Here is a 15,502-nt window from a genome sequence, read left to right as displayed (position 1 = left end):
TGATAATGAAGTGATTTTTTAATCTATTGCCATTCTTTTTTACACGTTAGAGCTGTTTTATCTGATAAGTAAAAACTAAATAAAAAGCATTTTTACAGTCAATAGAAAAAGAGCATCTGTTGCGCTATACGTTATCAAAATAATTATGCTGAACTATCCTCCAAAATTCATAGAAGATACCATCAAAAAAAACTCCCATACATAATTAAACCTTGCTAGATATATAGGAGCCTTCTATTGACTCGTCTTAACTTTTTCAGGAAATAGAAAAAGTCAAGATGAGTTCATAATTTTCAAAAATTGATGATTTAAGAATGTTAAAATTTAGATATGATCTAAAATCTGATGTGCATCAATTAGTGGACCTCCATGCAACGTTTCATCATTAGCTTGATTTACGAATTTATCAAAATTAATATGAAATGAATGTGCTAGCTGAATAGCTTTACTTATATAACTTCCTTTTTGCAGCCAAGTGTTCATAGGGTCTAGCATTTCTGTAGGCACACCAGGTACATATTTTGGCATATTTAATCCAAAAATCGGGTGCTCTTCAAATTCTACATCAGTAAGCTCTCCTCTAAGGGCAGCCGATATCATAGCTCTGGTATACTTCAGTTTTATCCTGGATCCTACGCCATATGGTCCTCCTGACCATCCTGTATTAACCAACCATACATCTACTCCAGCTTCAGTCATTTTTTTGCTTAACATCTCTGCATATACAGTTGGGTGTAATGGCATAAATGGTTCTCCAAAACAAGCTGAGAATGAAGGTACTGGTTCTGTAATACCTGCTTCAGTACCTGCTACTTTGGCTGTATATCCAGAAATAAAATGATAAGCAGCTTGTCCGGGAGTCAGTTTTGAAATCGGAGGTAACACTCCAAAAGCATCACAGGTAAGGAAAAATATATTTTTGGGGTTGCTTGCATACGATGGTTGTTGAATTTTATCTATGTGATCTAATGGATAGCTTACTCTTGTATTTTGAGTAATTGAACTATCCTCAAAATTAACTTCTTTTGTTCCTTCTTTAAAAACAATATTTTCTAACAATGCGCCAGGTTTAATTGCCCGATAAATATCCGGTTCTTTTTCTTCTGTTAAATCAATAACTTTTGCATAACATCCTCCTTCAAAATTAAAAACTGTATTTTCTGCTGTCCACCCGTGTTCATCATCTCCAATAAGTTTTCGGTTAGGGTCGGCAGACAATGTTGTTTTTCCTGTACCAGAAAGTCCAAAGAAAATAGCCGTCTCACCATCTTCTCCTACATTTGCAGAGCAATGCATCGGTAACACTTCTTTCTCAACTGGAAGAATCAGGTTTAAGGCTGAAAATATTCCTTTCTTAATTTCTCCTGTATAAGCAGAACCTCCTACGAGTGCTATTTTTTTTGTAAAATTCAATATTGAAAAATTTCCTTGACGAAGACCAAATTCTTTAGGATTCGGAGCTTCATACCCCGGTGCACAAAGCACCAACCATTCTTCCTCAAAGTCTTTTAATTCTTCTTCTGATAAACGAAGAAACATATTGTTTACAAAGTAGTTTGACCAAGGATACTCAGTTATGGTTCTTACATTCATTTTATATTTTGGATCTGCACACACTGCTGCATCTCTCACATACACTTCTTTTCCAGAAAAATAATTTATTACTTCGTCATAAAGCTTATCAAAATTTTCTGGAGAAACTGGTTTATTTGTTCTACCCCACCATACTTTATCTTTTGTATATGCATCTTGCACTAAAAAACGATCTTTTGGAGAACGTCCTGTAAACTTACCAGTATTGATATTTAGTGTTCCATTAGCAGTTTCGGTACCCATTTTTTTTTCTACTGTAAATTTTTGCAGGGTTTCCGGATCTAAATTCCAATATACTTTATCTGGTGTTAAACCATATTTTTTAAGGTCTTTGTTTTGTGGTGATCTTGTTGTTGTTTCCATAATTTAAAAAATTTACAAGTTGGATTAAAGTTTACTATTTTTTGATATATTGATCTATTGAAAAACTATCTTATCTATAGGTTTAAAAGGGCCATATGATAGGTACTAATATGAGAGTTATACAAAAAAAAATTAATAATAATGGAGCTCCTACCTTTACATAATCCATAAATTTATAATCTCCCGCAGCCATTACCATTGCATTTGTTGTAGTCCCAACTGGTGTTAAAAATGCTGTTGATGCACTTATAGCAACAGTAATCATAAATGGTTTAGGTGATATATGTAATGCTGTAGCTGCCATAATCGCAATTGGTGCCATCAATACGGCTGTTGCCGAGTTGTTTATTGTCTGACTAAAACTGGTTGTCAGTAAAAAAATACCTCCTAGTAAAACTGTTGGATGGATACTACCCAAATATTCTACTAAGCTATTTGCTGCTAGCTGCGCTGCTCCGGTTTTTTGTAATGCAATCCCCATTGGAATCATCGCCGCAATCATCACAACACTTACCCAGCTAATTCCTTTATAAGCTTTTGCAATGGGTACACATCCTGTGATTAGTATAACACCTGCACAGATTAATGCTGCAATGGCACTCGGTACAATTTTAAAAACAAGTAATATGATCATTAATAAAAGCATTCCTAACGCTATAAAAGACTTATATGTCAAGGCATCTACTTCTTTTGCCATTTTTTCAGGACTTCCTGAAATCACCAAATTCTTATAGGTATTTTTTAGTGCTTCTATACGTTCCCAGGGACCTCTTATTATAAAAGCATCTCCAGCTTTTACTACAACATTTTTATCGATCAACGGTTTGTTATTTCTTGATGTTGCCAGTAACTGAATACCTGTTTGTTTTAGATAAGTTCCCATTGGAATACTAGTTCCTAAAAAAAATGATTTTGGTGTTATGATCATTTCTGCCATGCCCACTTCTTGATTGATAAATTCATTTTTGAATTCATCATCAGAATTTTTCATAGGAATAATACCTAATTTAAATTCGATAATCATTTTATCCACATCTTCTGTCTTACCTTTTACAGTAATTATATCGTGGTAACGTAGTTCTGTATCTTGTGTTGGGAATTCTACAAAATGTTTGGTTCCTTTAAAAAGGTTAGGATGCCTTCTTCGTAACCTGATAATAGATACATTATACGTATCTTCAAAATTCCACACTCCAATCGTTGTATTGATTAATGGAGACATTGATCTTATGCGAAGGCGGTATATACCTTTATCAATACTATAATTTTCTATCCATTGATGCATTTCTGAATCAAGGTTTATAGGTATGTTTTCTGCCGTATTTTTGGGTAAAATCTTAGTTCCTACATATCTAAAGTACACTATTGTAATGAGCAATAATGGAAGCCCTATCATCGCAAACTCAAAAAATGAAAAAGCTTGATAACCATTCTCTACAAGTGCATTACTGGCTATAATATTAGGGGGTGTACCTGTTAGTGTTAATAAACCGCCCGTATTAGAACCGAATGCTACTGGAATCAATAGTTTTGACGGTAATGTACCAATATTCCAGGCTGCTGATACGGTTACTGGTAATAAAGTTGCTACAGTTCCTGTATTACTTACAAAACCAGATAATATCCCGGATCCAAATACTACCAAAATCAACAGCTTAGGGATACTTTTTCCTGCCCATTTTACAAATTTTTGACCGGCAAGAGCTGTCCAACCTGTTTGGGATAAACCTTCTCCAATAATAAAAAGAGAGGCAATCATAATAACAGTCGGATTGCTAAAACCACTAAGTGTTTCATTAAGATCTAAAACCCCTGTTAAAAAAAGGCTGAGCATAGACAATAGCGCAACAATATCTGGTGTAAATTTTCCCCAAATAAAAAGTCCTATTGTAATGCTTAAAATAACGATAAGAGATATCATTCTCGGAGGTTTTAATTAATACATTAATTTGTTAAAATTAGTCCAGAGTTAGTAAAGGCACTTGGGTATGTAATGCCAGAAGTTTTGTTAACCTACCCTCTGAAGGCTCGTGTCTTTTTGCGTGATTATAGGGTAAAATAGTAACCATATCTATTTTATTATTTGCTACAAAATCAAAAATTCCTTGTTCTACATCATCACTTTCTCTAAATACATGCTGTGAATAAAAATTTTCTAAATAATACTCTACTGTGTTTTCATTCTTTTGATCTGCAGCTGTATAACCATAACTATCATCTTTGTTTACAATGGTTAGAACATATACTTTTGCTTTAAAATGTCTTGCTAATATTAATAATGTCATTAATACAGATGGATCATCTATTTCTTCTTTTCCAAGAACTAAAGCTATTTTATGTATACCATCTTTTAAGATAGTCTCTGGAATTACCAAAACGGGACAATCTGCTTCTAATACTAGTTCTGAGGTATTTGAGAATATACTTTCATCATCAATATCACACCCTTTGGTGCCCATTATGATTAAATCTGCTTCTCGCTCTTGTTGCTCTACTAATATTGTATCTATCAAAAAATCAGGTTTTATAACCAATTCAATAGTAGATGCTTTTGCGTACTGAAATTCTGATTTAATTTTTTCAATCTTAGACTCTAATTGTATAACAATTTTATCTCTATTTGAAGAGTTATACGAATGTATTATAACTATATCTGGTTTATAATCTATTGAGAATAGACTCAATGCAAATCGTAAAGCATACTCAGAGGTAGTAGATAAATCAAATGGAATTAATATTTTTTCAATAGTATTCATGGTCTTGATAATAAAAGTTTTAGAATTAAAAGCGGGAACTAAAAAGCTTAGGAATGGTAAGCCAGGAAATGTCAGTTTTCAAAATAATTTCAGAACGTATCCAAAAAATATTTATACAAATTTATTGCACAATTTTATAGGGTTCTGCTCTATTCGTTTTAGAGGTATTAGCAATTGTACGCATTGGGTATCTAGAAAAATTCGCAAGAATTAATACAGTTTTCATTTTATTAATTTTAAGGATTACAACTCTTTGAGAAATAGTATGTTTTTCTAATTTCTACAGTCAAAATTAGTATATGTTTTCTTTTTAAAAGATGACTTTTATCAGGTCTTACTTTTATCATCTATGATTCTGGAATACCATTATTTTGTAAGGAAAGAGAAATAAACACTGATGTTAAAAGAGAGCAATCAGCATACTTTATATACCAGTTATATTGATTATTTGAGCGTAATTCTACTGAATGTAAATTTTGGAACTCCAAACCTATAAAAGCAAATGACAAATATCATTTTATACTAAGCATTAAATTTTTGTCAGATTTGATATAGTAGAAGTAAGTATTCATTATTTTGAGTCAAAATAACATCACACTTTTTTAACTATCCTTTTTTTTTGAAGAAAAATCGTATGATGATTTCTGAATATGCATCTATAAAAATAGATTTTTGATATTCCTTACGGTAAATTCAAACAATAGATGGTTTGAGAAAATTTAAACTTTTAGATTCTAGTAAAAAAAAAATTCAGGATGCCTTGTTAAAGAGTATCAATTTTTTTTAAATTTCTTAGATATATCGTTCTAATACCATTTCTACCTTAAAATCAACCACTAAAATTTGTTCTTTTCCCCTTATGTTTCAAAATAAAAATTAACTGTCACTTAGGCTATACTGAACTTTTCTTTTTTGCCTAAAGAAAAAGCAACTGTATTTTATTTGGGTAATTTTAAAGCAAAAATGGTATAAACAACAAGGATAGAATAGTCAACAAATCCAACATAAAACACTAAATGCTAGAATTTTGACTATAATTATAACATATATATCTTACAAAAAACTTTGAATTCCTAATACATAGCTCTCCATACCAAAGCCCAGAATAACACCTTTTGCATTTGGTGATATATATGATTGGTGTCTAAATGCTTCTCTTCCAAAGGTATTAGAGATATGTACTTCTACTACAGGAACCGAGACTGATTTTATAGCGTCGCCAATACCTATTGATGTATGCGTATATGCACCGGCATTAAGAACAACCCCATCGTATAAATCATCAGCTTCCTGAATTTTAGTGATCAATACTCCTTCTATATTCGATTGAAAATAATCAAGGGTAATATCGCTAAATCTCATTTTCAATTCATTAAAGAATTCTTCAAAAGTTTGATTTCCATAAATACCAGGTTCTCGTTTACCCAGTAGATTTAAATTTGGACCATTAAGTATCAGAAGCTTCACCTGTTTTTTATTTTTTTAATTAAGTTCAAATGTAATTAATAGCATTTTAACACCAAAAAATCTAAAAGTATATTAATGATAAATTACTCCAAAGAACGTAGTTTTATTCTGTGAACTCTTGTATAATTCGTCGATTGTTTTCGGTTTTAAAAAGATATCCTATTGATAGCTGAGCCACCGCATTATTATTAATAATATTTATCACTGCGGTATCATTGATATTGGTCAAACCGATATTATAACGTACTTGAAAAAATAAACCACTTTTTAATTTATAACCAGCTCCAAAAGCCCAACTAAATTCTAAGCTATTAAAAGAATCAAAAAAAACATCTGTATTTTCTACAGCATCATTTGTAGCTCCGTTTAATAAACCTACCTGCGGTCCAGATTCTATACTTAAAGGATTCGTTATATGAAATTTTGCCAGCAGGGGTAATGTAAAATAATTTAGGTTTATTTTCTGTTCCTCACCTTCTACTTCGATTTTATATCCTTGCGCTGTATATAACAACTCTGCTTGTAATAAAAAATTTCTGGAAATCGGATATTCTACCACAACACCTAGATGCACTCTTACCCTTCCTTCTGCTCCATCTGTATCTCCTGTAATATTAGTATAATTGGCACCTCCTTTAAAACCTGCACGCGCATACAAAGGTTCTTGATCATCTATTTTTTGAGACATTGCGTAGTTAGAAATGAATAGCAATACACCTAAAATTAAAAACTTTTGTTTCATGTATACTAAGTTTTATATCGAAATGAGTTTATGCCCAAAAATAGTTTAATTTTTGATAACGACTAACTGGCAAATGAAAAACTAAAAATAGCATTCTGCTACTATCGAAAAGCCAAAAGAATCGTATCGCTAAACTTTTCATTATTTAGTATCTTTGTACTATGGTAGAAAATGGGAAAAAGATTATATTATTTGATGGCGTCTGCAACCTATGTAATGGTGCTATTAATTTTATTATAAAAAGAGATAAGAATACTGTATTCAGGTATGCTTCCTTGCAAAGTGAAGTGGGTGTTAAACTAGCCAAAGAATTAAACATTGATACCTCAAAACTAGATTCGATACTTCTAATTGATCCCAAAGTAGGTTATTATCATAAATCAACAGCTGCCTTGCATATTGCAAAACAGCTGTCTGGTGGTTATCCGTTATTCTCTGTTTTTCTCTTCTTCCCTAAATTCTTAAGAGATTTTGTGTATGATATAATAGCCAAAAACAGATATAAATGGTTTGGAAAAAGAGAAAGTTGTGTGATTCCAACTCCTGAACTGAAATCTCTTTTTATCGAATAATTATTAGATAAATGTTCAATCTATATAAGTAGATTGAACCCCTAAAATTTCCTGAAATATACCTATACATTTTACTGCATTATTAAATATTTCCGTAGCATGGGGCTATGTAAACAATTCATAGTGATGTAAAAAAACAACGGTGTATCTTTCAGGTCATTTAGAGGTTTAATCAAAATTAGTTAAGTTATGTTAAATTTATATTTACTGGTTTTGGACATTTCTAGAGTCAAGCTTAAATTCTTTTTGGCTCTGTATTGTATTTAATTCTTTATCCAATTTATTTATGTTATCAATGTGTACAAAACATAAACAAATTACTGTAAACGAAATTAATACCACAGGCAATACCAAGCGTTTCATAATCTTTATTTTGAGGGTTATTGTAAGTAAAACCGTAATTAAACTACGGTATAAAAGTAGCCCTGTTTTTACGTTAATAAAAAGTGATTTTAGAATTCGTAGACGTTTATTTAGAATTCGTAGATAAATAAAAAGAAATAGAAATACACAATAAACCTAAAACACTAAAAATCAATATATTTAACTTATAGAATCGTATACATATTTTTTTATTTCAAAATAGAAAGCCGTTTTGCAATATGCAAAACGGCTTTACAAAACCTACCAAGTATTTACTATTTTATTGTTCCCCCAAAACTTTCTTCAATGATAATAATTCATAACATTGACAAAACAGTAATACATGATAATCAGGCTACATAAGGCTACAATCAGAAACTATACACTAATATATTATATCACTAATTGAGTATATATTACCACTATCTTTTAACTATTAAATATTAGATTGATTTTCTGCTATTTCAGCATCTGTAAGAGAATTGGTTTTATAATTTTTCTTTAATTTTTTAGATTCAATATCTAATTTATTCATATTATCAATATGTACAATACTCAGACATATTATTGAAAATGAAATTAAAGCTAAGGGTAGAAAAAGCCGTTTCATATATTTATTGTTTTAAATTTTATCAAACTTGTGTGGTTCAAAAGTATATATATACTCCATACAAATTAAGGGTACTTTAGCTAAAAATCATACAGGGGTTTTCCCCCTATTTTAGTAGAGTTAAACACTAAATATATTCTAAATTCCCCAAAAAAGAGGGTTTTTTTTGTTTTTTTTTCAATGGAAAGAATAGGTTTTATATTTATATTTACACACAGTACGGCTGCATAAAAAAACTAAAACCATTAATCTGTTTATGTGCTATTATTTCTTTACAAAATTTATTAATAATGATAAAAAACTCCAGAACAAAATAAAAAATATGGGATGACCATTCAAGAATATAGTATACATTACTTGCTTAATGACTAAAATAATGTATCATATTTTTTTAGCACCAATCTTTTAATCAAAGAATGCTAGTATAATCTATCTATTTTAATAGTTATGTGCTGAAATTGATAATAAACCTATTTTTAAAAATTATAGTTAATTTTTAAATGATAATTATTTAACTAAAATATTGTATGCAGAAAGAAATGAAAAAACCGAAGTACTGTAGTACTTAAAAAAGTGCGTGATGATGATTAACCAAAATCTAGAAATTACATTCTAAAAATTAAATCCGTTTTATCTTAATTCTTTTAAAGCCTACTCTCTTTTTATCAAAAAAAATGCATAAATAAAACGAAAATTTAAAATATCATAAATAAATCATAAAATCTTAACAGTTAAACTTCATAATACACCTTTGTAACCACAGATGAAAAGTAATTTTTAATCTACAAAAAGCATCTAAATAGAAAAATACAATATATAAATAACTTTTAATATGAAAATAACTACAAGCGTACATAATCATCTATTATAAATTTTGAATACTAAATAATTAAGGAAACACGTTAGCTTTTATAATCAACCATCACCTAACCAATTGTGAATCAAAAAACTACTCTAAAAATACTATCTTTATTTTTTTTAATATGTTTTCACAGTATTAATGCTCAATCAATTGAGGTGAATCCTATGGGCAATCCCGCATCTAATCTGGGTGCTGCAGAATTAATTCAACAAGTTTTATTAGTGAATGGAGGAATAACCTTTGACCCTGCATCTCTTATCGTAACTGAAAGTCCAGACGGAGTTGGAGATCTGGATAAGAGGAGTTGGGGATATTTCCAGAAAGGAACAAGTACATTCCCATTTGATGAAGGTATTTTACTATCTACAGGAAGTGCTAAAAGATCCGAAGGACCTAATAATCAAGCTGGCTTTACATCTATACTAGAAGGAGAATGGCCTGGTGATGATGACCTGGAAACTATTCTTAATGATGTAAATGGAGATGTCGTAGAGACATTTGATGCAACTATATTTCAATTTGATTTTATTCCTGATGGTAATACGCTAAAGTTTGATTTTATTTTTGGATCTGAAGAATATGAGAATGATTTTGAATGTGATAATAATTTTAGAGATGGTTTTGCTTTTTTAATCAAAGGCCCTGGAATAAACAATGATTCTGGTACTGCTTTTGGTGGAAAGAACATTGCTGCCGTTCCTAGTTCGAATAATATTATTGTAAATACCGGATCCATCCACGACGATTCTTTTTCTTGCGGTACTGAGATAACAGGAACAAATTTTTTTCCAGAATTTTACATTAGTAACTCAAATGCTAATAATACTGGTGTTGTACAGTTTGATGGATATACAGATATTCTTCTTACAGAAACCAGTGTAATTGCAGGAGAAACGTACACAATCAAAATAATCATTGCAGATCGAGGTGATAATAGATTAGACTCAGCCGTATTTATTAGAGGATTTGCTACTAATTCCAATGTGGTTATTGTTGATGAAGAAGGATCTGAGTTAAATTTTTCTATGTGCGAAGGAGAAGAGGAAATACTTACTGCGCAATCTGTAGATGATCCTTTTTCTGGTATGGAAACTTATGAATGGCTATTGGATGGAGTTCCTATCATAGGTGAAGTTTCTTCTACTATCACGGTTAGTCAAGGTGGTATTTATAGTGTTATTGTAAGAGATGATGGCAGAGAGTTTGAAGATTCTATACAAGTCACTATAATTCCTGTTCTCAATGCAGGGGAACCCGGAACTGTAGATATCTGTGTGAATGATGTCGCTATAGACCTTTTTACTATCTTGGGGGGCACCCCGGATATTGGAGGAATCTGGGATCCACTACTAACAAGTGGAACAGGTGTTTTTGACCCTGTAACAGATGCTGCAGGAATATATACATATACAGTAACATCAGAAAATAATTGTGGAACAGATCAAGCGACTGTAACCGTTACTACAATACAAGTACCAACGATAACATTAATCAGCACGAACTGTACAGATACTACTTATGAAGTAATCTATGATGTAGATACAGAAAGTAATATAACAACTACTGCAGGAGAGGTTGATCCTGATGGTAATAGGATTTTTAATATCCCACAAGGAGCTGCTATTGAAATTACTGCAAATGCTACCAACCTTACCTCCTGCTCCTCCATTTTAGCAGTTCAGGCTCCCGATTGTGATTGTCCTCAAATAATACTAGATAATCCACAAGCTATCTGCGTTGATCAAAATGGAACTCCTATAGAAGGATTTGAGTACCCAATTATTACTACTGAACTGGACGCTTCCCAATACACATTCATCTGGACGTTTGAAGGAGTTACAATGACAGGAGAAACATCTCCTCTCATTACTGCCAGAGAACCCGGAACCTATACTGTATCATATAATGATACGATTTCTGGCTGTATGAGAGAAGCTTCTGTTACTGTAGTATTCGATAAAAGTCCTGACAATCTAATATTGACACTAACAGAAGGTGTTTTTTCTCAAAATAATGGAATTATAGCAAATGTAACCGGAGGAGGACCTTTTGAATTCTCATTAGATGGAGGTGCTTTTCAGGAAAGTAACAGGTTTGATAGTGTTTCCCTGGGTATCCACGAAGTAACTGTCGCTGGTGGCAATAATTGTGGCACTATTACAGAAAGTATACTTGTCCTTGGCTTTCCTAATTTTTTCACACCTAATAATGATGGATTTAATGATTTTTGGAATGTAATTGGTGATTTCGAAATACCTGCAATGGATATTTATATTTTTGATAGATATGGTAAATTATTAAAACAATTAGATCCTAATGAAACGGGATGGGATGGGATCTATAATGGTGTCCCCCTACCTGCTACCGACTATTGGTTTACGGCAGAACTAAAAGATAAATCAGAAAAATACCGTAGCCATTTTACATTAATAAGATAATGAATCATCAAATAACCAGAAATACTTTTTATGAAACAAACCAAAATATCATAACAAACCACATATAAACCTAATAATACCAATAATTTAATCAACCCAATATTAATTAAAACAAAAATCTCTAAAAAATCTCTTTATGCCTACAATTCAACCACCTTTTTCACGAAAATCTTACATAAGTTAATCTAGTCAGGTATTCTTAGAATCACTTTTATACTTATAAAATCAAACTGGTATAAAAATAATTATTAAGTACTACAAATGTAGAAATACTGAACCCGAAGTCATCTATTACAATAGCAATATAGTCAACATTGATATTTTTAGGTTTGACATCAACAAGGAACAAATAGTAAGTTCATATTAAACCATTTTAGCTTTATTTAACCATTATTCGAGATTAAGAACACCATCTCATCAGTCAATGAATTTGATTATTATCCAATAGCATTTTCTGAAACAAAGAACAACACTTCACCAAACTAATTCCTATGAAAAATCCAATCATTTTAAAACAAAACATCTCTAAGACATCTTTAAAACCTATGACCTCAGTCTTTAATAAAACAGTCATTCCTGTAAAATTTATAAGAGATATCCGATGAAAAAATTTCTAAAAAATTACAGCGTTTTATTTTTTTTAATTTTTACCGGGGTTCATTGTTTTTCTCAAGCTCCAGGTTGTCCTAATATAAATATTGATGGTGATACAACAACAGACTGTGATAATAAATGCGCTGACTTAACAGCCACATTTTTAGAGACAGGTTTGACCGATTCATACCAGGTTTCTTCAATTACATATGCACCTCCATTTCCTTTTACAGGATTGGCCAACCCTATAGGAATAGGCGTTGATGACATATGGTCTGATGTCATAGACCTACCATTTGATTTTTGTTTTTTTGGAGATACGTATAACCAAATTCAGGTTGGATCCAATGGTGTACTAAGATTAGAGATAGAACCAGTAGACCTTACAAACGAATGGCAATTCGATGAAGATATACCTAATAATGTAATTCCTGCACTTGGAGAAGCCAACATTTTTGGGGTAGGTCATGACATTGACCCCTCAATTCTTGGTTCGAATCCCGAAATTGCCTGGGAATTAACAGGTACTTCTCCTTGTAGAACATTTGTTGTATCCTATGCCAATCTAACTCATTTTGACCCTAGTTGTGTTGCATTTGAATCAACCTCTCAAATTGTTTTATATGAAACTACTAATGTCATAGAAGTTTATGTAAAAGATAAACCTTTTTGTACAACCTGGAATCAGGGTAATGCGGTAATTGGTATTCAGAATAACCCCGGAGATATTGCATATGTGCCTCCTGGAAGAAATACTTCTGACAGCCCCTGGGAAACAACTAATGAAGCCTGGAGGTTTACTCCTAATGGAGACCCAAACTATGAAATCAATTGGTTTGATGATGCTGGAAATAACATAGGTAATACTGTAACTATTAATGTGTGTCCTACAGTAGATACTAACTATACTGCCGAAATTATATACACTAATTGTAATGGAGATCTTGTTACATTAACCGATGATATAGATGTTACAGGTACTGATTCCCCTAATGCAGGAGCGGATGGAACTCTGGATATCTGTGCTGGTAGTACCACTACCATCGATCTATTTACACTATTGGGTGATATGCCATCAACTGGTGGAACTTGGAGTCCTACATTGACAAGCGGAACTGGAGTTTTTGACCCTGCAATTGATCCTCCTGGCACATATACCTACACCGTTATAGGCACTTTGTGTCCTGATCCTGATTCTGCTGATGTTGTTGTTACCTATATAACAGCTCCTGATGCCGGAACTGATGGTGTTATAGATATATGTGAATCTGCTACCAGCATTGACTTATTTACAATATTAGGAGGTACACCGGATACCGGAGGAAGCTGGACTCCAGCTTTAACTAGTGGTACCGGAGTATTTGATCCTGCAGTAGACCTTGGAGGAGTATATACATACTCATTCGATTCAACGCCTGGAGAATGTAATACTGATCAGGCAACTGTAACTGTTACCATTACTCCCATCCAAAATGCTGGAGAACCCGGAACTGTAGATATCTGTGCGAATGCAACAACTACAGATCTTTTTACGATTATCGGTGGCACACCAGACACTGGAGGAATCTGGAGTCCGCCACTAACAAGTGGAACAGGTGTTTTTGATCCTGCAACAGATACCGCTGGAGTATATACCTATACGGTCACATCAGAAAATAATTGTGGTACAGATGAAACAACTGTAACAGTAACTGTCACCCCTATCCTAAATGCGGGAGAGCCTGGAACTATAGATATTTGTGCGAATGATACGACCATAGATCTTTTTACCATATTAGAAGGCACACCAGATACTGGAGGAAGCTGGGATCCACTACTAACAAGTGGAGCAGGTGTTTTTGATCCTGCAACTGATACCGCAGGAGTATATACTTATACTGTAACATCAGAAAATGATTGTGGAACAGATCAGGCAACTGTAACTGTCAATACGGTAGTATTGCCCACAATAACACTCATCAGCACGAACTGTACTGATACTACTTATGAAGTAATCTATGATGTAGATACTGAAAGTAATATAACAACTACTGCTGGAGAGGTTGATTCTGATGGCAATAGAATTTTTAACATCCCACAAGGAACCGCTATTGAAATTACTGCAAATGCTACCAACCTTGCTTCCTGCTCTTCTACATTAACAGTAATGACACCTGATTGTAGCTGCCCTCAAATAACATTAGACAATCCAAAAACTATCTGCGTTGATCAAAATGGAGCTCCTGTAGAAGGATTTGAGTACCCAATCATTACTACTGAACTGGATGCTACTCAGTATACTTTTGTTTGGATGCTCGAAGGTGTCCCAATAACAGGAGAAGTGGCTCCTCTGATTACTGCTAGAGAACCCGGAACCTATGATGTATTATATACGGATATAACCTCTGGCTGTACGGAAGAAGCATCAGTTACTGTAGTATTTGATAGTGGACCCGAAAATTTAATATTATCATTAACAGAAGGTGTCTTTTCTCAAAATAATGGAATTCTAGCAAATGTAACTGGAGAAGGACCTTTTGAATTCTCTTTGGATGGAGGTGCTTTTCAGGAAAGTAACAGGTTTGATAATGTTTCCCTGGGTGTCCATGAAGTAACGGTCTCTGGTGGTAATGACTGTGGTGCTATTACGGAAATAATATTTGTCTTAGGTTTTCCTAATTTTTTCACACCTAATAATGATGGATTTAACGATTTCTGGAATGTAATTGGCGATTTTGAAATACCTGCGATGGATATCTATATTTTTGATCGATATGGAAAATTATTAAAACAATTAGATCCTAATGAAAAAGGATGGGATGGAACTTATAAAGGTGTTCCCTTACCTGCTACAGATTACTGGTTTACTGCAGAGCTAAAAGACAGATCTGAAAAATATCGCAGCCATTTTACTTTAATCAGATAAGTGAATTAATGAAGTGTAAGGAAAGATTTATTTGTAAAGTAATGAGAGAAAAGTTGTTTATAGATAGATAAATAGGTATGTACGTTTTGGCGCATACCTATTTTCTTACAGCTCAATCACTGTCTGATTGGGCTTGTTCAATGAAGTTAGTTTATAAAAAAATTGAGACAAGCCAGGTTTAACATTAAATCCGTATACTAACACTATTGAGTATTAGCGAAATTGTTTTAAACTTTT

The 15,502-nt window shown here is 32.6% G+C and carries 9 protein-coding genes; 3 read left to right on the top strand and 6 right to left on the bottom strand.

What is annotated here, in order from left to right; all coding sequences use genetic code 11:
* Positions 1–324: 324 nt before the first annotated feature.
* From pckA to F0000_RS08070, 5 genes are all read right to left on the bottom strand, one after another.
* Positions 325–1,956 (bottom strand): phosphoenolpyruvate carboxykinase (ATP), encoded by a 1,632-nt coding sequence (pckA, locus tag F0000_RS08090; protein WP_149624209.1) that lies wholly within the window; start codon positions 1,954–1,956, stop codon positions 325–327.
* 82 nt (positions 1,957–2,038) lie between these two features.
* Entirely contained in the window at positions 2,039–3,877 is a 1,839-nt protein-coding gene (locus F0000_RS08085; protein ID WP_149624208.1) for an SLC13 family permease, read from the bottom strand.
* Positions 3,878–3,914: 37 nt separating this feature from the next.
* Positions 3,915–4,712, bottom strand: coding sequence for a universal stress protein (locus F0000_RS08080; protein ID WP_149624207.1), 798 nt, complete (start codon positions 4,710–4,712; stop codon positions 3,915–3,917).
* 1,053 nt (positions 4,713–5,765) lie between these two features.
* On the bottom strand, positions 5,766–6,179 hold the full coding sequence (gene aroQ / locus F0000_RS08075; protein WP_149624206.1) for a type II 3-dehydroquinate dehydratase: 414 nt from the start codon (positions 6,177–6,179) through the stop codon (positions 5,766–5,768).
* Between the two features lie 103 nt (positions 6,180–6,282).
* Positions 6,283–6,921, bottom strand: a complete 639-nt coding sequence (locus F0000_RS08070; protein WP_149624205.1) for a porin family protein — start codon at positions 6,919–6,921, stop codon at positions 6,283–6,285.
* 161 nt (positions 6,922–7,082) lie between these two features.
* Between F0000_RS08070 and F0000_RS08065 the strand changes: the two genes are divergently transcribed.
* Positions 7,083–7,493 (top strand): thiol-disulfide oxidoreductase DCC family protein, encoded by a 411-nt coding sequence (locus tag F0000_RS08065; protein ID WP_149624204.1) that lies wholly within the window; start codon positions 7,083–7,085, stop codon positions 7,491–7,493.
* Between the two features lie 799 nt (positions 7,494–8,292).
* Here the strand turns inward: F0000_RS08065 and F0000_RS27655 are convergent.
* Positions 8,293–8,466 carry a hypothetical protein gene (locus F0000_RS27655; protein ID WP_188112052.1) on the bottom strand — a complete coding sequence of 58 codons (174 nt, stop codon included), beginning with the start codon at positions 8,464–8,466 and terminating at the stop codon, positions 8,293–8,295.
* Between the two features lie 1,026 nt (positions 8,467–9,492).
* On the opposite strand from F0000_RS27655, the gene F0000_RS08060 reads away from it, so the two are divergent.
* The gene (locus tag F0000_RS08060) at positions 9,493–11,766 is read left to right on the top strand and encodes a choice-of-anchor L domain-containing protein (protein ID WP_149624203.1); all 2,274 of its coding nucleotides are present in this window, start codon (positions 9,493–9,495) and stop codon (positions 11,764–11,766) included.
* Between the two features lie 601 nt (positions 11,767–12,367).
* Positions 12,368–15,265, top strand: coding sequence for a T9SS type B sorting domain-containing protein (locus F0000_RS08055; protein WP_149624202.1), 2,898 nt, complete (start codon positions 12,368–12,370; stop codon positions 15,263–15,265).
* Positions 15,266–15,502: the final 237 nt, after the last annotated feature.

This window comes from Aquimarina sp. RZ0 (assembly GCF_008370685.1).
Taxonomy (GTDB): Bacteria; Bacteroidota; Bacteroidia; order Flavobacteriales; family Flavobacteriaceae; genus Aquimarina.
The sequence above is the reverse complement of the archived record's forward strand: the minus strand, read 5'-3'. Positions and strand labels throughout refer to the sequence as shown.